Origin of the sequence: Chryseobacterium sp. CFS2, from assembly GCF_036543225.1 — a bacterium.
Lineage (GTDB): Bacteria > Bacteroidota > Bacteroidia > Flavobacteriales > Weeksellaceae > Chryseobacterium > Chryseobacterium culicis_A.
The window spans coordinates 575,761-592,325 of the sequence record NZ_JAZHQU010000004.1; the positions used below are offsets into that span (position 1 = coordinate 575,761).

Sequence of the window (16,565 nt, forward strand, 5' to 3'; positions counted from 1 at the left end):
TCAACTTTATATAAAATGCCGGTCGAAAGAAGACCGGCATTTATTTTTTAAACTCCCGCTGATTTTGCTGATTGAGCAGACCTTTTTAACGCAGAGGTCTTATTTTTTAATGCTTTATTTTAAGAAAGCAAAGAGTGATCAGCAAGCTGATTTGATTAAGCGAATGTTCTAATTTCTTTGTTTCTTTTATCTTAATTAATGTAATTAGTTCAAGGAAATTTTATCCAGATCGGGATATCCTGATCCTTTGAGAAGATCTTTCCATTCTTTATTTTTGAACACGAAAAGATTGCAGCGGTATTCATCAGGTCTGTTATCTATTTTGGTTTCACAATAGTAATAGAGCATATCTTTGTTTCTCCATATGGCCACTTCCTGTCTCATTTTATTATGAGTCTGGATGATTTCATTGTCTTTAACTTCTGATTCAAAACCTTCGCGGATGGTATCAAATCTGGGTTTCTGGAATATTTTGTTCAGATTATCCAGAAGTGCCGTCTTTTCTTCCTCTGTATAGATATCAAGCTGATACATTCCCAACTCATCTTCTTTTTCGTTAGCAAGCGGGCCAATTTCCTGATCTACTTTTCCGAAGTGCAAAATTACTTTATTGGTATTTTTATGATTCTTTCCTTCCAGATCTATTCCATTGAAATGTAATAATTCTTTTGATGAAAAGGCCAGTTTTTCATTTCCAATCAGGGTCACTTCGTTGGTTCGAACAGCTTCTTTCTCTGTTGCTCCGGCAGATTTTAAAATTTCATTGATATTTTGTCCCACAGCAACTTTAGCAAGATTGAAAGGTTCTGTCTGAGTACTTCCCTGTGTTTCAACCAGAGACTCAGTATCTTTATTTTTCTGATGGCCGCATGAAGCAATCGCCAAACAGATCATTGGTATTACTATATATTTCAATCTTTTCATAATGTTAGTGTTAGTATGCAGTTCTCAATAATAAAACAGAAAAAAGTGGATTCAAGTATCCGGAATCTGTTTTTTTATTTCTTCATCCTTTTAAAGGCTTATTTTTAATTCATATACTTATACCACGGAGAAGCCGGAGGTGTGGGATATTTTAACCCGAACACAGCATTATTACGATAAGCCTCTTTGGTTACTGAAATATATTTATTTCTTATTTTCCCATCATCTTCAATGGAGATACTTAGTATGGAATAATTTTTTCCATCATCCCAGAAGAAAGAGGTTGGATAAGTAAATGAATTTTTCTCATTTGGATTCCATGAAACTTTTTCGGGAGAAAGTTTTTTCAGTTTCTCAAAAATAGGTTTTACCAGTTTGGCATCTACGGTTGCTCTATCAGTGATAGAAGCTGTGGGATTTCCATGTTTTTTTACTATTTTTTCTGCAAATTCCAGAGAGTATTTTTCGGCAGCATTGGTGTCTAGTGCTCCTACTTTTCCTTTGTATATGGTAATCCTTGTTCCCATGGTATTATCTAATGGTATATTTCCATAGGTTATTCCTTTGTTTTCATCAGCATAGTATTGAATGATATCGGCTTTTGCGGCATCTTTCATAAATAAATCTTTGTTTTCAACGTCATATTTTTTGGCATCATCGTCTAATGAAACTGATGAAAGGTCAAATGATTTATTTCCACAACAGATATTGATTAATACTGCAAAAATAAGCAAGAAAATGTTCCGCTTTTTCATAGAATAATATAAATGTAATTAGATTATTTCAAATTCTTCCTTTCCTTCCGGAATATAAAATGAAATATCAAGCATCAATTCTTCTTCTGTTTCCGGGTTTTCCAGATATAAAGCAGATTCTCCGTTTGCCTTTTTTAAAAAAGCGACTTTATTTTCTGCACATACAAACATAACGGCATCTTTAGAAACTGGTTGTATTTTAAATCCGGATTTGAAATCTTTTACAAGATCAGTAAAACGTTCTTCCGATTCTGCTTTCGACAGATACATTGAAGCGGCCATATTTTCCTCTCTTTTGGAAATTGATTTTTTATAATCCTCAAATTTATTTTCTCTTATTAATCTTGATATATGATCATAAGCCTGTTCCAGTTTTTTTCTATTGTCCTTAATATCCTGCAGATTTCTTCCGTTCTGCCACGCAGACAGCTGATAGGGAACTTCTGCTTTAAAGGAACCCACATGTTTAATAACCTGTTTCTTTTTATCTTCTATGGCTTCAGAACGATAGTCACCAAACTGTTGGTCAAAGACAAAATCATTAGCCACATCAAAAAGTTTAATATTAAATTTCAATTCTGATTTAGGGTGTAGCTGCAAATCGCCAATATTGGGTAAAATGGTTGCTGATACAGACTGAACACCACTTTTCAGTATGGCAAAATTAATCGGAATATTAGTAGCTACCTGCCCTTCAACATTCATATGAATCACAGGATAATCATTAATCCTTATCTCGAACAAACAGGCTGATGCACTGAAATCGATCATATAATAGGGTTGTTTTATCATAATTTTAGTTTTTAATGATTTTAGACCAATCGGTAAACATTTTACTGATGGTATTGGTATTGATGATGCTAAAGCAGAACATTCCCAGGAGAATAGAGCTCCAGCACCACGCTAGTTTCACTCCGTTCTTATCTGTTATAAAGAAAAGAATCAGCATAGTGACGGTTCCAAAAAAGAATGTGAAAAGCAGAGTGTATAGTATGGCCTGAATAATATACATATTGAATTTCAGTTTTCTGAAAACCCAACCTATCATACTGACCACCATAATCAGGCCTATAGGAAGCAGCAATGCCCCGAAAAGAACAATTTCGGGTTTTTCCATCAGTATACTTTCATACCCGAAAAATGTATTAAAACTGAACTCCTTCATATTGTTTTTCCTGATTTGAAACTTCTAATAAGGTTTTGTCTTTATAGCCTAACATTTTTGCCAGAATAACATTGGGAAATTCATGAATTCCTATATTATAAAGGCTTACACTGTCATTGAAAAATTCTCTTCTGTCTGCTATTTTATCTTCCATTCCGGAAACTCTTTTCTGCAGTTCCAAAAAGTTATTATTAGAAAGAAGGCCCGGATAGTTTTCTGAAACGGCAAAAAATGATGAGAGCGCTCTTGAGGTCTCGTTTGCGAGTTCCGTTTTTCTATCAGAATCATTCGTAGTGTTATAGAAAGTTCTAAGCTCAGTCAGTTTGGTAAGCAGATCTTTTTCATGATTCATAAACTGTTTGGCAACGTTTACAAGGTTAGGAATTTCATCGGCTCTTTGTTTTAAAATAACATCTATATTCCCATATGCTTTTTCCACATTGAATTTCAGCATGACAAGCTTATTGTACAAACTGATGAAAAAAGCCAGAATGGCTATGATAAGAAATACGGCGATAACGATGGCTACAATTTGATCCATTATTGTGATAAGATTAAAATCATTACTATAAGTATAACGATACAGGTTACCAGAAATGATCTCAACAGAGGCTGGTATTTATTCCAGACTGAAATTCCTGCTGCAGTGGTAATTCCTAAAAGCTTATGATCTGTATCTTTTCTGATAAAGGCTTCACCGTTTCTGGAATCAGCGGCACCTACCAACAGCATTTCCTGACCAGATTTAAGCAGTGTTTCCTTATATCTTTTCTGTCCGTTATAACTTACATTTGTTTCTTCGATGAATATCAATTCTATTCCTTCCGGATGTACTTCAATGGTTCCTGTATCATCCTGCATCTGAAAGAGATTACACTGGGTTTCTTTATGAATGGTTGTATAAGAGTTTTTTCCATCCTTATCTCTTGTAACATCTTCAATCGTATAATAATATCCTATGCATTCTTCTCTTGCAACAGGTGAAATCAAAGGTTCTTTCATAATCAGTTTCCCCTGAATTTCTACCAGTCCCATGGCCACTGATTTTATTTTGGATGTAGGTAATGATGCCTGAATTCTTAAAAATCTTTTTCTAGAATTAGGAAGCAGTAAAACAACTGCAATAATAGAAAGTATAACTAACGGTAAATACGTAATTACTTTTTCTGCATAATAATCATAATTATCCATCAATAAGAGTCTGCTATGGAGTATAAGTTTTTACAAGATGTGCAGCAGCAGTTTCCTGTCCGTCTGCGGTCTTCACCTGATTGTCTACAATATAGAGAACAGAGGAAGTATTGGGTTTATTATTGGTGTATTCATAATATTGTACAAGTACCATGGTTTTATCTTTCATATCCCATAGATAGGCTGCATTTCCTAATATTTTTCCTTCGCTGTTCTTTGCGGGAATTCCGGCAAGAACCTTAGGATTTTTGTATTGTGATTTCAGATAAGCCAAAAGATCATTTCCTGCAGCGGTATCTTCCCATTCTATTTTTATTCCTTTTGTAAGTTTTTCCGCAGGATTGTTTATTAATAATCCTACTGTAGAGCTTTTTACCTTATTTTCTTTATGTTCCGGAAAGGAGATATTCCCGAATTTGTATCCGGCTACATCTTTGGTATACGCAATAGGGAGTGTGGTTACAATTTCCCTTGCTTCTGTCTGATACTTGGTATCTTTTAAAACTTCTTTATACCCTTTGGAAAAATCTACTTTCTCCAGGTCTGTCTTCTGTTGTGACTGGCATGATACAAACATGATAAAACACAAAATTATTAAAACGATCTTTTTCATATTATCTAATTTCTTATTAACGGAATATCGGCACTGAATCCGAAAAGTTCTTCGAGACTTTTGATGACATCAAATTTAGGTACAATTTCGTTAAATTTACCTTCTGCGATAATACCTTCATCTTCCGAACTTCCTTTAAGTTCTGCCGGTTTTTTATTACCTCCTCTAGGTATTTTCTTTTTGGCGGACATTCCTACTTTTCCTTTGATCACATATTCAGCATTGAGCCCATCGAATCCTAATTCCGGACGGTAATTTAATCCTTTATCATCAAATTTCACACCATGCCCGAATGTAATGGAAGCTGATCCCTTACCGCTCATCTCAAAATATCCTTCTACTTTAACAATAACAAGATTGGCTTCTGCTTTTGCCCAAACTCCTGCTTTCAATTCAATTTTAAGGGTATTTTTTGCTTCTATTTTTCCCTGCGTGTCCCCTTTTTCACTTACGGTATTGAATGAAAAACCAACTGAAGTTTTGATTTCACTTGAAATAACGAGATCAATATAAACATCTGAGCTTAGTTTAGCTCCGAAATCATCATTCCCAAATTCCACCCCGGTGTTCATCTGGTCTTTGATCACTCCATATAATCTCACCGCTCCCGGCGCAGCAGTTCCTCCACTTACCGCTCCTGCAACAAGTCCAACAGCAGTACAGAGAAGGTCAACAGTGACCTCTAATCCTATCAGGGGTTCTGCATTAAAAGATATATCAACCTTTGTTCCTAATCTTTCTATTTCTGTATTTTTCTGTTTGGCTCTTTCCAGGCACCATTCTCCCTTCAGATTAATATTGGGTGGTTTGATGGCAAAAGTTACCGGAAGACCTTTAAAACCCATGTTTCTAACTTGTCCTTTGGTTTTGTTGGTAATACCATCAGACATTGCTCCGAATGAGCCAAAAAGATCATAGAGCTTTTTAAATTTTGTTTCGTATTCTCCTTTAAGCTCTTTACTTCTCTGAAAATTTCCGCTTCTGTTCTTTTCCCATTCACTTTTCAGGCTGAATCCGAATGAAGCATCTTTTTGTTTCCATCTTCTTTCAGCGCCTATTTTACCGGCTTTTGCCTGTAGGTCTTTATGTTTTGCAGCAGGCTGGTTTTGCCATTTTACGCTAAGCTCATTAGTAAGATTAACAAAGAAAGTTAGCGTCCATTTAATATCCGGATAGGCCTTGATTAATACAGTGGTTCTCTTTTCATTACTGAAATACCTGCAGGTATGGGCATGTAAATGGAACTGGTTTGGATTGGCCCACATAGGCCAGATGTAATGTATAGGCATCGTATCAAATTTGGATAAATCTGAATACACTCCATAATTAAATGAAGGTGTAGTAAATGTCTTTACGGTGTCTCCTTTATCGATGGCCTGGCCTACATCTACGATCAGGACCTGTTTCTTATGTTTTCCTTTGCTGTCTCTGAAACATTCATTGGTTTGAAAACCTGTAACATCAATCGTTAAGTCTTTCTTCATAGATACGCTAGGTGCTGTCACTTCATAGTTTACAGTCTGGGCATCATGGGCATTGAACACGAATGAGATATCTACTCTACGGTTGTTTTCGTAGTCTTTTTCATTTTTATATTTGATATTATCTCTTCCCTTTTTATCATCTGTAGGATCTACTTCTCCTTTTCCCACAGAGATTATTCTTCTGGGATCTAATCCACCGTCTGCAAAGAATTTTTTGACAACGTCTGCTCTTCTTTGGGAAAGTCCTTTATTATAATTCTGTTTTCCAATAACACAGGCATAACCACTCAGATTCATGGTGGCATCTTTATGTTCTAAGAGGAATTTGAGTACATTATTCAGAATGGCTACACCGTCTTTATCTATGACCGTAGAATCAAATTTATAAAAGATTGTTCTCTGAATATGTTCCTGCAGTGCAGGCGATTGTATTTGCTTTACACCGTTACCATTATCAAAAACTTTAACGGTTGTATTATTAGCCTTACCATCTTTTATTTCACTTTCTGTAATCTTAATAACTTCAAACTTACAAGGTTCCAGTCTGACAGAATTTACATCCGGCTTATAAACTTTAGTCGGGGTCTGGTTCTGGGCTCCGTTGGTATTGGTGGTAACAACTTTATTTTTCACATTAAGATAAATGGCATGAAGATCATCACCCAATTTATCTTTGATGTATTGTTTTGAGGCGTTATCCTTTACTTTAACATAGAATTCCTCTACATTCTGGATATTGTCTACATAGGCCATCCAGGCAAAGGTATTTTCTATTTTCAGATTTACTTCACCATCTATGACCTGTACATTGTTGTAGGTATGTACCAGCTTATCTGCTTTTGCTGTCTGCTGATTCCAGAGTTCGATACTGAGTGTATTTCCGTTAAGACCTTCCGTCATCAGGTTCAGGTGTACAATGTGTCCGTAGGAAATATATTCATTCTTTTTATTGTTTTTGATGCTTTTGCTGTTTTTCTGGGTAGACCATTTGCTGCTGACAATTTTGGGATCACACCAGCCTTTTACATATATTCCTGTATCATTTTTGGGGTCTCTTACTCCTGACAGGCTGGCTTCAATATAAAACTGATAGCTTCCACAGAACTGTTTTCCAATTAAAAATTTATATCCTGTAGCAGAGGTTATCTGATTGATAATAATTTTTTTACTGCTGTTCTGCCTCATCCAGGTGAGAGGTTTCTTTTTGTCTGCGTCTGTAGTGCCTGGTAACCATTCGCCCACGCCAAACTGTACCCACTGATCCGGCTTTATAGTAACCCTCTGTCCTAATACAGACATTTTGGGATAATACAATCCGCTTACAACTTTTATTTTTTTTACGCCTTTTGCCATTGTATTATCATTTAGATTGCACCATCCTGCCCTCCTCCAGAAGGCTGTTCGTTATACATTTCTTCGGAATCCACCAACGGATTGATCTGCTGCTGAACATCTTTGTCAGCATTTTTAAAGTTCTGCTGGCTGGCTTCAGCTCTCTGCCCATGGTCTATAATCTCAATACATGGAGTTCCGGCAATAGCACATACTGCTTTGCTGTCTTCTACAATAATATATCCGCCATTGCTGAGCTGTACTTTATCATAAAACTTCTGCCATTCTGTAACCATAATTTTGCAGGGAGGTGGTGGGCCACCCATTTTGGTACAGTTTCCGAATGTATTTTTTTCAAATGTGGCTGCTCCAATTTCTTTCGTGGTAACGATCAGTTTTTTGGAAGCGCTTTTATCATTGGCATATTCTTTTTGGTGTGTAAGTACTTTCAGCTTGTCCGGAACCTGTCCGAACTGGCATTTGCATAGGGCGCCCTGTACTACAATATGTTTTTCTGCCATATTAATTTTATCTTTAGTGAAATGGTATTTTTATTTTTCATCAATTCCTGAAACTGATACTGAAATCTTTTTTTCTTCCTGCAGCATGATACTGCATTCCAGGTAAAGAGATTCCGGAAGTGAAGTTTCTCCTTTCAGATAGCTTATGAGTCTGAAAGTTCCTTCTTCATTCATCACAGGTTCATCTTCTATAATCAATGAAAAAGGTGATCTTCTTATAAAATCATCAATATCTCTTTCTTCATATAACTTTCCTGTTCCTTCTATGGTTATCAGGCCTGTTTCTTCTTTCAGCGGATCTGTTTCCAGGGTAAATTTATATCTGGGTTCAATCGCATTGTCCACTACAGGAAAAGTTGTTGTCATCTCAGTTCTATATTCCTTTCCAAAACTCTGGTATATTCCAAAGAATAAAGTGCGGATGAAGTAATCATTTTTAATGTAAAGATTGATGGCTTCAGGCTGGCTGATTATTTTTTCAATCTTTCCGCAGTATTCGTCTACAGTTTCGCCTTCAAATTCTTTGTATAATTCTTCTTTTACAGCCGCCCATCTTTTAAGAAATACGCCAGCATTTTCTACGGCTTCAAATTTCCCGTGTTCATCTGTACTGATCTGTAAAGGATATAAAACCTTAGAGGTTCTGTAAGCCAGCAGGTCTGCAATTTCATTCACTTCTTCTTCATTAAGATAAAGGTTGGATGTTCTGTCTATTTCAAAAAAATGAATTCCTTTATCTGTTTTTAACCAACGAACAGAGGTTTCATATTTTAGTTCGTTTTTAGATTCTCCTTTTTCAATGGTAATGACGACACTGTATCTTCGTACTGAATTTTCCGGCTGAAGGGTAAGACTGTTTCCTTTCCCGAATTTTACCAAAATATTTTTATCTGCAACCGCAGTTCTCGGAACAAAAAGTTCTTTCTGCCCGTTCAGGTTGATCAGGATCATATCCTTAACCGTGCAGTGATTGTTATGAAAGAGTTTTAATGCATCTTTATCCAACCCATACAGCGAGGCTATACTTTTTAAAGTTTCATCTTTCTGAACGGTATGTATATTATATTTCTGCATAAAAATATTCCTGCTTCAATTCTTTTCTTTATTTGATATTTTATTACAAATGAATAACCCTTGTTCTGTTAGGTCTTGGATCCATACCAATACCTTCTCTTCTTGCTGACCAGTGGAGATATTCATGGCGAAGTTTTCTTAAATCATCCTGTTCCTTTACTTCTTTCTGATAAGCTGTCTGACGGTTTTCCGGGATTTCGTTTCCTCCGTAGGCATCCCGCAGGGCTTTATAATGTTTGAAAGAATAAGGCTTGCCATCTCCCATCACGTAAGTTCTGAGACGGTCTTTTATTCCTATTAAAAACTGATCATCCAAAATAGAATATTTATCGTCTGTCAGTTTCTTTATGGTAATAGGAAGATTTTTATCTACCCCATATTCCGCCATAAAATGCAAAGGAATGTAGCTGTATGTCTTCAGCAGCTTGCGTGTTCCTCTTAGTGATAAATAGAATCCGGGGGTAATGGTGAGCTCATCTTTATGATACCAACCTTCATTTTCAAGCTCTGTTTTTAATGCTTTTAATTTGGTACTGGTAGTCCATGAAGTTTCCACTTCTTCCCATGTTTCCTGTCCGTTTTCGTAAGCTCCACCTACATCACAGTGTACACCGGGGAATGTTTTTTCAGTTCCGATATGCACTCTCGTAAGGTCAAAATTTTCCCTATGTTCATCTTCTGCAGTAAAGTGAACTACGGTCTGTGCTTTTCCGATATCATTCAGGCTCAGTTCTTCAACGTCATTGCTGAAATTAGGTACTGTTGACAGGTATTTTGAATAGGAAGAAACAGTATCGTAAATTCCCAGGAATCTTACTTTCAACACATCTACTTTTAATCCTGCTTCTTCTAGTTTAAGGCCAAGGTGACCCCATTTTGGAAGTTCTTCTGAGGCAACACCCTTTCCATCATCATCGGAATACGTTGTCACCGACACCGCTTCATTGGCAACGGTTCGGGAAGTGGCTCTATATTTTGCTTTTCCGATTTCGTATACAAAATTACGGGCAGCAGCAGCTCCACGGCTAAATCCGAATACATCAAAAGTAAGCACAGCAATTTTATCGGCTTTCTTTTCTGCTTTAATGGTTTTCACCTTTTTTACAATTTCTTCACAGCCTTTTCTCACTTTCGATCTGATTCCGGTTTCTCCTGTTCCGAAAGCATATCCCAACGTAGCATCGCCTTCTTTATCCTGTGTACCGATCCCTTCTATATAAATGCCGAAGTTTTTATCATAGTTGTCCCACATGCGGGCTACATTACTCCAGTCGTTGTTGTAGCTGGTATTGTCTGTAGCTTTACCACCATGTTTTTTATGGGCATCTGTTCCTTTTTTTCTTTCGTCTGTATTGGTTTTATTATTCAGGGTTCCGTCAAAAAAAATCCCAATGGTAATATCCAGTACTTCCTCTTTGGATACAGATGGTGTATAACTTCCAAATTGATTGTTGTGCATAGTTCTTGTTTTTAAATTGACTGAGTGAATGCTATCATTCTATCTTTCGGGATACCCTGATTTTTGCTTTGGTAACAGGCAGTTTTTCTTTTTCAGATTCTAAGGACACTAAAACTCTGGTATTGTCTTCATTTACTTTAATGGTAAGATCAATGTTTTTGTCTTTTCCTGATTTCTGAAACAAGTCAAATATTTCTTTATCATCAAAAGCGTCTATCCAAACTGCATATCTGTTGTTGTTTTTATCTTTCCAGTAAAAACCACAGAATCTTGGTACAGCTCTGCTTTTGTAAGTATTCTCTTTTAAACTCTGGTCAAAAAGATTTTCCTGCTCTCCGTTATAATTGGTAAAACCGAAATCGATCCATGTTGCTCCTTCAGGAAGAATCACAGCAGGTTTCCAGTTGTATTTTTCTCTGTAGACGTTGTAAACATCTGCAGCAGGATAACCTTCTTTTTCAATTTTCTCCCGTACTTCCGGCTTGAATGTCTTGTAAGACGGATCTTTAAGCATTCTGTCGGCAAAACCTTCCTTCAGCATATACTGAGCATTATCATAGGCTTTTTCTTTGGTAATTACGGTATCATGAGCCTGGAAAGCACCTATTTCTTTCTGGTTTCCGGGACCTTTCATCCACAACACCACTCTTCCCTGTGGAGCCAGTCCGACAACAAAAGAGTTGTAGGTAGATTTCTTTTTCGTATCCTGATCTACAAATCCTTCATCAAAAAGGGCTTTTATCTTTTCTTTATCCAGATTCCATTTTCCGGTGTAGAATTTTTTTTCTACCAAAGAAAACCATGTGAATTCAAGTTCATGGGGAGCATTCATCCTTTCGGTTGTCACGTTCATCGTACCACCTTCTTTGCCCCATCCTGTATTCTGTGTTCCCCAGATGGCATCAAAGCCGTATGTAAAATCATCAGCGACAATTGCTCCTTCATAAACTTCCATCGGATATTCCTGCGGAGCAGAAACGGTTCCGAGCCAACTGTATTTTTCTTCCATTTTTTTATTCTGACAATTCGTTAATGAAAAACACCATATAAAAAGAATCAGCAGGTTATATTTACTTATGACCATGGGACATAATCTTCTTGTTACTTGCTAAAACCAGATTTTCTTTATGGGCTTCGACATTGATTTTCTTTGCTATTTTTTCAACCTTTTTTCCTACGCTTAAATGGTAGGAATCTTTGACTGTTATGCGCAGATTGGTTGCTGTTTTAATGATCGCCATATCAGAAAAGTTTTGATTTTTCAGCACTGTTGAATTCCACAATTTTTCCACTTTGCATCGTCATATTTTCCAGTTCGCTGAACATGGAAATTTCACCGGCTATTTCATTGGAAGTTTCAGATTGTCTCTTGAATTCTTTTTCAATCATTTCCGTTCGGGTATCGGAAGCTTCCGTGATGTCTCCTGAAGCGGTAAGTTTCATATCTTTTCCTGCTATGGAAACAATATTATCGTTCGCTGTACTGGTAATACTTGCGCCTGCTCCTATCGAGATTTCTTTTCCGGCTGTAATATTGATATTGTCACCTGCATTTAAAGTAAAGTTTTTAGGTGCTTTCATGCTGATATTTCCCTGTCCGTCCATGAAATAGGTATTTCCGCTCGGATCCAGGATCGTTACACTGCCTTCTTCATCATTCATTAAAATTCTGATTCCGCTTCTGGTTTGGATGGATTTCAGGTGATTGTTAACGCCACCTCCCAAAGCAATTCCACCATGAAACATTCCTCCCATCACAAAAGGCCTGTCCGGATGGCTGTGTACAAAATTAACCATCACCTGATCTCCCACTTCGGGAATGGCTACATAACCACGGTTTTGGGTAATCTGATCCGTTCCTCCTGCATCAGGGCTCATCATACGGATAAAATGAGTAGTATCATTGGTCTGCCAGTCAAATCTTACCTGTATTCTTCCCTGTCCTTCGGGATCTGTGTTAGAAATTACGGTAGCCGTCTGTGGTTCAGCTTTTGGAATGGTAAATTCCGGTTTTGGAAGAAATCCTGTATCAGCTGCTATTCCTATGAAGCTTCCTTTGTAATGACCGATGGTATCAATTTCATGTTCCGCTTCTGTAATCATGATTCTGGTGAAATAAGAAGTTTCATTAGAATCCTGTTTTCGCATCTGAACATCTGCTACACAACCCGGATGCAGGAAAGGAACTGTTGTATTTCCTGAAATGGAAAACACATTCACCGCTTCACTTCCGGCCGCACTTTTCTGAGAGTATTCCACATCAAGATGGGTGGTCGCTTTAATGGGAGCCATCTGCAAAGCCGGCGTTTTATAAATAGATTCGTTATGACTGTAGGCTGTTTTCGCCAAATCACTTACATGTTTAATGGGTGTTGAACCCGAAGTCAGTCTTTCATTTTTGTTACTGTTATAGCCATAGAACTGAGGCTTGGTATGTACCGCTTTCAATTCAACTTTTATATCATTGGCACTGCTTCCGTAGGTAAGGGTAATGGGTTTATTCTGAGCCGGAAGTTTTCCGAAATGTAAAACTTCACCATCATAATAGAACTGTTCACCATAGGCTTCAGCCATTCTTGCCAGATAATTATAATGCGTTTCATCATACTGACTGCTATAAATGATCTGAGAAAAGTTATTGGCATCTACCCTGACATCAAATCGGCTTTTATCAATTCCCTGTTTAATCACTTCTTCAGCAATGATTCCTACATTCACAGACTGGTTCCCTCCAAAGCTTTGGATATGCGGTGCACCGTCAAGAAGAATGGTAGGACTGAAACCTGTAAGTACAATATTTCCTAAACTCATATGTTCCTGACTGAATCCTACTCCGGTAATGACTCCTACAAAAGTTCTTTCCGGGCTGTTGTCTATATCTTTATAGGAAATAATGGCCGTAAGCCTTTTTCCAAGGAATTTATTGGCCTCTTCCAATGAATGGGTCTGTCTGTCCCCCAGCGTATCGTGTGCCAGTGTCAGTGTAAATTCGTGATGTCTTCTGGTACTTTGTTTAAGCTTGAAATGTTTATAGTACTTGATAATTTTCCCTTCTATGACAAGAGAAAGTTTTACCAGACGGTTGATGCCTGTATGATGGTTTTCAGAAATACCATCCGCATTCTGCGTCGGACGAAAAGACGTCGCTTGTGATTTTCCAGGTGTATTTGACATATTTTTAGTGATTTGATTAGTTTTCTAAACGATTATTCAACAGAAAGGGAGTTTAAAAATAAAAACAAAAGCTCCTGCAGAATATAGTCTTAGGTAAAAAAAGACCGTCTTATGAAGGACAGTCTTTTATTTTTAGTTCATGAAAGACTTAGCTCATTGGCCAAAGTCCGTCATAGAATGAATTTCCATAGGTAATGCTTTCAGCACTTATTACAAAGCTGATCAGCATGTTGTTGCTGTCTATTGCATCAAAATCTACTTCATGTTGGATAACATATCCGTTTTCCCACTTCAAAGAGATGAGTGTTCCTTCTTCGTGAGATTTATTAAATTGAATTTCTCCGTTTGTAGGTTTATATTTGCTGTTTAACAAGCTTTCTAAAACATCAGATTTTTCTGTTGCTTCAATGGTTACTTTAATCAATGCGTTTGACGGATCAGATGCTACACGTCCTGAAACATCTGTAGATCTTGATACGCTGTAGTTAAGCTTTAATAACTTCTGACCTTCACCTCCATTGAATTTTAAGATTCCTCTCGAATTTCCTGCCATATTCTTACATTTTAATCATTAACGACTGTTCCCTGATATAGGATTTATATAACAAAGATAGACTTCAGGTTCTAATTTAAAAAGTTTTTAAGGCACTGTTTTAGAAATTGTAGTAATTCTACGACATTTTTAGAATTCCGGATTAAAAAATAAATTTAGAATTTTAAACTAATTTATTTTATTTTTCATTGAAAATATTCTACAAAACCCACGAGAAATAGAGTGCTGAAGAAAACACTCAATAAGCATTTCCTTCAGTATCATCTATTTAGTTTGTCTTTCCTCCGTGATTAGTGATGTTTATAAATATACCCGATTACCATAATAATCAGGTTGATGATGATGATGATCATAATCAGTAAAATATTACCGTATTTTCTTTTTTTATCGATAAAACTCAGACCAAGAATTATAAAGAATATCAATAAGGTATACACAGCAGGATACATTTGAAAAGCTTCTGCAAACTTTCCTTCGAACACCAATACAACGGCTCGCTGTGCACCACAGCCCAGGCATTCTACTCCCAGAAATTTTTTACTGGGGCAGGTAAGCATGAAATCATCAATATCCATCTGTACTGGTTTTATAAGAGACCTGTTAATTAAGAAGAAATTTTGGCTCTGGTATACTGATGCGGGAAAAAGCAGTTTTCTTTCATTTCAAAAGATCCCTGAACAGCAATATATGGGTTTCTAAGGATCTCTCTTGCTACGAAAATTAAATCGGCATCGCCTTTCTGAAGAATTTCTTCAGCCTGCTCCACTTTAGTAATCAACCCTACTGCTCCTGTCTTTACAACGGCTTCATTTCTTATCTGTGATGAAAAAGGAACCTGATAGCCATCGAAAACCGAAATTTTGGCACCATGAATATTTCCGCCACTGGATACATCAACAAGATCGACAGCATGTTCTTTTAAAATTTTAGCCAGCTCAACACTGCTTTGGATATCCCAGCCATTATCCGCATATTCCGTTCCTGAAATTCGTACAAAAAGAGCGGTATTTTCATCCAGTTCTTCGTTAACAGCATCTACAATTTCGATCAGAAATCGGATTCTGTTTTCAAAACTGCCTCCATATTCATCTGTTCTGATATTGGAAAGTGGTGACAGAAACTGATGAATCAGATATCCGTGCGCCCCATGAATTTCAATAACATCAAAACCAGCTTTCACAGCTCTTCTCGCAGCTTTTTTAAAATTCTTAACCTGCTCCTTTACCTCATCTGTAGTGAGTGTATGCGGAATTCTTTCTGTGGGGTGATAAGGAACAGGACTTGGTGCCACCGTTTCCCAGCCTTCTTCCAGAGGAATCTGTATATTATTCGAGGTAGATCCTTTTCTTCCCGCATGAGCCAGCTGAATTCCTATTTTGCTTTCTGAATTTTTATGAACAAATTCTACAATTCTTTGCAGCTTTCCTGCTTGTTCATCATTCCAGATTCCCATACAGTGATTGGTAATTCTTCCTTTAGGTTCTACTCCTGTAGCTTCTACCATCAAAAGACCTGTTCCGCCCTGAGATCTGCTTCCGTAGTGTACAAAATGGAAGTCGTTAGCCTCTCCGTTTTCACATGAATACATACACATGGGAGACATTACCCATCTGTTTTTTAACTCTACATTTCTGAATTTTATTGGTGTGTATAGCATTTTACTCTTTAAAAAAATTGAACTTTTCACCGGAAGAATAAAATATTGCCCACTTCATTAAAAAGAACTAATTTTACCCCCCTTTTTTAGTTGACAATATATGAAAAAAGACATACAGATCAGTTACGAATATTTTAAAAATAGCAGTGAACTGAGCGATATAGAAAAACAATTATTTGAAAGAGCCAAAGAGGCTCGTGAGAATGCTTATGCGCCTTATTCTCAATTTTTGGTAGGATGTTCCGTATTATTGGAAAATGGAGAAATTTATTCCGGAAACAATCAGGAGAATGCAGCCTATCCGTCCGGGCTATGTGCAGAAAGAACTACTCTTTTTTGGGTAGCCGCCAATTTTCCGGATGTGAAAATAAAAAAGATCTTCGTTGTAGGAGGTCCTAAAGAATTTCATGAAAAGAATCCTCCGATTCCTCCTTGTGGAGCATGCCGCCAAAGTTTGATTGAGTACGAAACCAAGCAGAACGAAAATATTGACCTTTATTTCTCCAGTATGAATGAAGAGGTTGTAAAAGTAAGTGCAGTAAAAGATCTGCTTCCTTTTTACTTTGATTCAACATTTTTGTAACCACTGGTTTAAAATCTTTTAATTTCAAGGATTTCATCCACCATGTCAAGGTTTAAAACCTTGACATGGTGAATAATAAC

The 16,565-nt window shown here is 36.9% G+C and carries 18 protein-coding genes; 1 reads left to right on the top strand and 17 read right to left on the bottom strand.

Annotated features, from left to right (window positions below):
* Positions 1 to 204: 204 nt before the first annotated feature.
* From ODR02_RS12435 to namA, 17 genes are all read right to left on the bottom strand, one after another.
* Entirely contained in the window at positions 205 to 924 is a 720-nt protein-coding gene (locus tag ODR02_RS12435; RefSeq protein WP_309512628.1) for a hypothetical protein, read from the bottom strand.
* A gap of 104 nt (positions 925 to 1,028) precedes the next feature.
* The gene (locus ODR02_RS12440) at positions 1,029 to 1,679 is read right to left on the bottom strand and encodes a hypothetical protein (protein ID WP_309512629.1); all 651 of its coding nucleotides are present in this window, start codon (positions 1,677 to 1,679) and stop codon (positions 1,029 to 1,031) included.
* An 18-nt stretch (positions 1,680 to 1,697) separates the two neighbouring features.
* Positions 1,698 to 2,471: a hypothetical protein gene (locus ODR02_RS12445; RefSeq protein WP_309512630.1), complete on the bottom strand. Its 774-nt coding sequence runs from the start codon at positions 2,469 to 2,471 to the stop codon at positions 1,698 to 1,700.
* A 4-nt stretch (positions 2,472 to 2,475) separates the two neighbouring features.
* A complete protein-coding gene (locus ODR02_RS12450; protein WP_209788105.1) occupies positions 2,476 to 2,844 on the bottom strand; it encodes a hypothetical protein in 369 nt (122 codons plus the stop codon).
* Positions 2,825 to 3,385: a LemA family protein gene (locus tag ODR02_RS12455; protein WP_209788102.1), complete on the bottom strand. Its 561-nt coding sequence runs from the start codon at positions 3,383 to 3,385 to the stop codon at positions 2,825 to 2,827. Before ODR02_RS12455 ends, ODR02_RS12450 begins: the two co-directional genes overlap by 20 nt.
* Complete coding sequence (locus ODR02_RS12460) at positions 3,385 to 4,035, bottom strand: hypothetical protein (RefSeq protein ID WP_309512631.1); 651 nt, start codon at positions 4,033 to 4,035, stop codon at positions 3,385 to 3,387. Before ODR02_RS12460 ends, ODR02_RS12455 begins: the two co-directional genes overlap by 1 nt.
* A 13-nt stretch (positions 4,036 to 4,048) precedes the next feature.
* Positions 4,049 to 4,648, bottom strand: coding sequence for a hypothetical protein (locus ODR02_RS12465; RefSeq protein ID WP_209788097.1), 600 nt, complete (start codon positions 4,646 to 4,648; stop codon positions 4,049 to 4,051).
* 5 nt (positions 4,649 to 4,653) lie between these two features.
* On the bottom strand, positions 4,654 to 7,485 hold the full coding sequence (locus ODR02_RS12470) for an OmpA family protein (protein WP_209788094.1): 2,832 nt from the start codon (positions 7,483 to 7,485) through the stop codon (positions 4,654 to 4,656).
* A gap of 11 nt (positions 7,486 to 7,496) precedes the next feature.
* Complete coding sequence (locus ODR02_RS12475) at positions 7,497 to 7,985, bottom strand: DUF4280 domain-containing protein (protein WP_105681118.1); 489 nt, start codon at positions 7,983 to 7,985, stop codon at positions 7,497 to 7,499.
* A 30-nt stretch (positions 7,986 to 8,015) separates the two neighbouring features.
* Positions 8,016 to 9,059, bottom strand: a complete 1,044-nt coding sequence (locus ODR02_RS12480) for a hypothetical protein (RefSeq protein WP_309512632.1) — start codon at positions 9,057 to 9,059, stop codon at positions 8,016 to 8,018.
* Positions 9,060 to 9,102: 43 nt separating this feature from the next.
* On the bottom strand, positions 9,103 to 10,518 hold the full coding sequence (locus ODR02_RS12485; protein WP_309512633.1) for a phospholipase effector Tle1 domain-containing protein: 1,416 nt from the start codon (positions 10,516 to 10,518) through the stop codon (positions 9,103 to 9,105).
* Positions 10,519 to 10,552: 34 nt separating this feature from the next.
* A complete protein-coding gene (locus tag ODR02_RS12490; RefSeq protein WP_309512634.1) occupies positions 10,553 to 11,527 on the bottom strand; it encodes a DUF2931 family protein in 975 nt (324 codons plus the stop codon).
* Between the two features lie 61 nt (positions 11,528 to 11,588).
* Entirely contained in the window at positions 11,589 to 11,759 is a 171-nt protein-coding gene (locus tag ODR02_RS12495; protein ID WP_153816338.1) for a hypothetical protein, read from the bottom strand.
* Between the two features lies 1 nt (position 11,760).
* Complete coding sequence (locus ODR02_RS12500; protein ID WP_209788083.1) at positions 11,761 to 13,692, bottom strand: type VI secretion system Vgr family protein; 1,932 nt, start codon at positions 13,690 to 13,692, stop codon at positions 11,761 to 11,763.
* A gap of 148 nt (positions 13,693 to 13,840) precedes the next feature.
* A complete protein-coding gene (gene tssD, locus ODR02_RS12505) occupies positions 13,841 to 14,245 on the bottom strand; it encodes a type VI secretion system tube protein TssD (RefSeq protein ID WP_105681123.1) in 405 nt (134 codons plus the stop codon).
* A gap of 290 nt (positions 14,246 to 14,535) precedes the next feature.
* Entirely contained in the window at positions 14,536 to 14,820 is a 285-nt protein-coding gene (locus ODR02_RS12510; protein WP_309512635.1) for a DUF2752 domain-containing protein, read from the bottom strand.
* A 29-nt stretch (positions 14,821 to 14,849) separates the two neighbouring features.
* Entirely contained in the window at positions 14,850 to 15,902 is a 1,053-nt protein-coding gene (gene namA, locus ODR02_RS12515) for an NADPH dehydrogenase NamA (protein ID WP_209788080.1), read from the bottom strand.
* Between the two features lie 100 nt (positions 15,903 to 16,002).
* Between namA and ODR02_RS12520 the strand changes: the two genes are divergently transcribed.
* Positions 16,003 to 16,485 carry a cytidine deaminase gene (locus ODR02_RS12520; protein WP_105681126.1) on the top strand — a complete coding sequence of 161 codons (483 nt, stop codon included), beginning with the start codon at positions 16,003 to 16,005 and terminating at the stop codon, positions 16,483 to 16,485.
* Positions 16,486 to 16,565: the final 80 nt, after the last annotated feature.

Coding starts and splice junctions, on each gene's coding strand:
- ODR02_RS12450 (WP_209788105.1), bottom strand. CDS start 2,844: ATGAAGGAGTTCAGTTTTAATACATTTTTCGGGTATGAAAGTATACTG.
- ODR02_RS12500 (WP_209788083.1), bottom strand. CDS start 13,692: ATGTCAAATACACCTGGAAAATCACAAGCGACGTCTTTTCGTCCGACG.
- ODR02_RS12475 (WP_105681118.1), bottom strand. CDS start 7,985: ATGGCAGAAAAACATATTGTAGTACAGGGCGCCCTATGCAAATGCCAG.
- ODR02_RS12465 (WP_209788097.1), bottom strand. CDS start 4,648: ATGAAAAAGATCGTTTTAATAATTTTGTGTTTTATCATGTTTGTATCA.
- ODR02_RS12445 (WP_309512630.1), bottom strand. CDS start 2,471: ATGATAAAACAACCCTATTATATGATCGATTTCAGTGCATCAGCCTGT.
- ODR02_RS12485 (WP_309512633.1), bottom strand. CDS start 10,518: ATGCACAACAATCAATTTGGAAGTTATACACCATCTGTATCCAAAGAG.
- ODR02_RS12470 (WP_209788094.1), bottom strand. CDS start 7,485: ATGGCAAAAGGCGTAAAAAAAATAAAAGTTGTAAGCGGATTGTATTAT.
- ODR02_RS12520 (WP_105681126.1), top strand. CDS start 16,003: ATGAAAAAAGACATACAGATCAGTTACGAATATTTTAAAAATAGCAGT.
- tssD (WP_105681123.1), bottom strand. CDS start 14,245: ATGGCAGGAAATTCGAGAGGAATCTTAAAATTCAATGGAGGTGAAGGT.
- ODR02_RS12490 (WP_309512634.1), bottom strand. CDS start 11,527: ATGGAAGAAAAATACAGTTGGCTCGGAACCGTTTCTGCTCCGCAGGAA.
- ODR02_RS12440 (WP_309512629.1), bottom strand. CDS start 1,679: ATGAAAAAGCGGAACATTTTCTTGCTTATTTTTGCAGTATTAATCAAT.
- ODR02_RS12460 (WP_309512631.1), bottom strand. CDS start 4,035: ATGGATAATTATGATTATTATGCAGAAAAAGTAATTACGTATTTACCG.
- ODR02_RS12495 (WP_153816338.1), bottom strand. CDS start 11,759: ATGGCGATCATTAAAACAGCAACCAATCTGCGCATAACAGTCAAAGAT.
- namA (WP_209788080.1), bottom strand. CDS start 15,902: ATGCTATACACACCAATAAAATTCAGAAATGTAGAGTTAAAAAACAGA.
- ODR02_RS12455 (WP_209788102.1), bottom strand. CDS start 3,385: ATGGATCAAATTGTAGCCATCGTTATCGCCGTATTTCTTATCATAGCC.
- ODR02_RS12480 (WP_309512632.1), bottom strand. CDS start 9,059: ATGCAGAAATATAATATACATACCGTTCAGAAAGATGAAACTTTAAAA.
- ODR02_RS12510 (WP_309512635.1), bottom strand. CDS start 14,820: ATGGATATTGATGATTTCATGCTTACCTGCCCCAGTAAAAAATTTCTG.
- ODR02_RS12435 (WP_309512628.1), bottom strand. CDS start 924: ATGAAAAGATTGAAATATATAGTAATACCAATGATCTGTTTGGCGATT.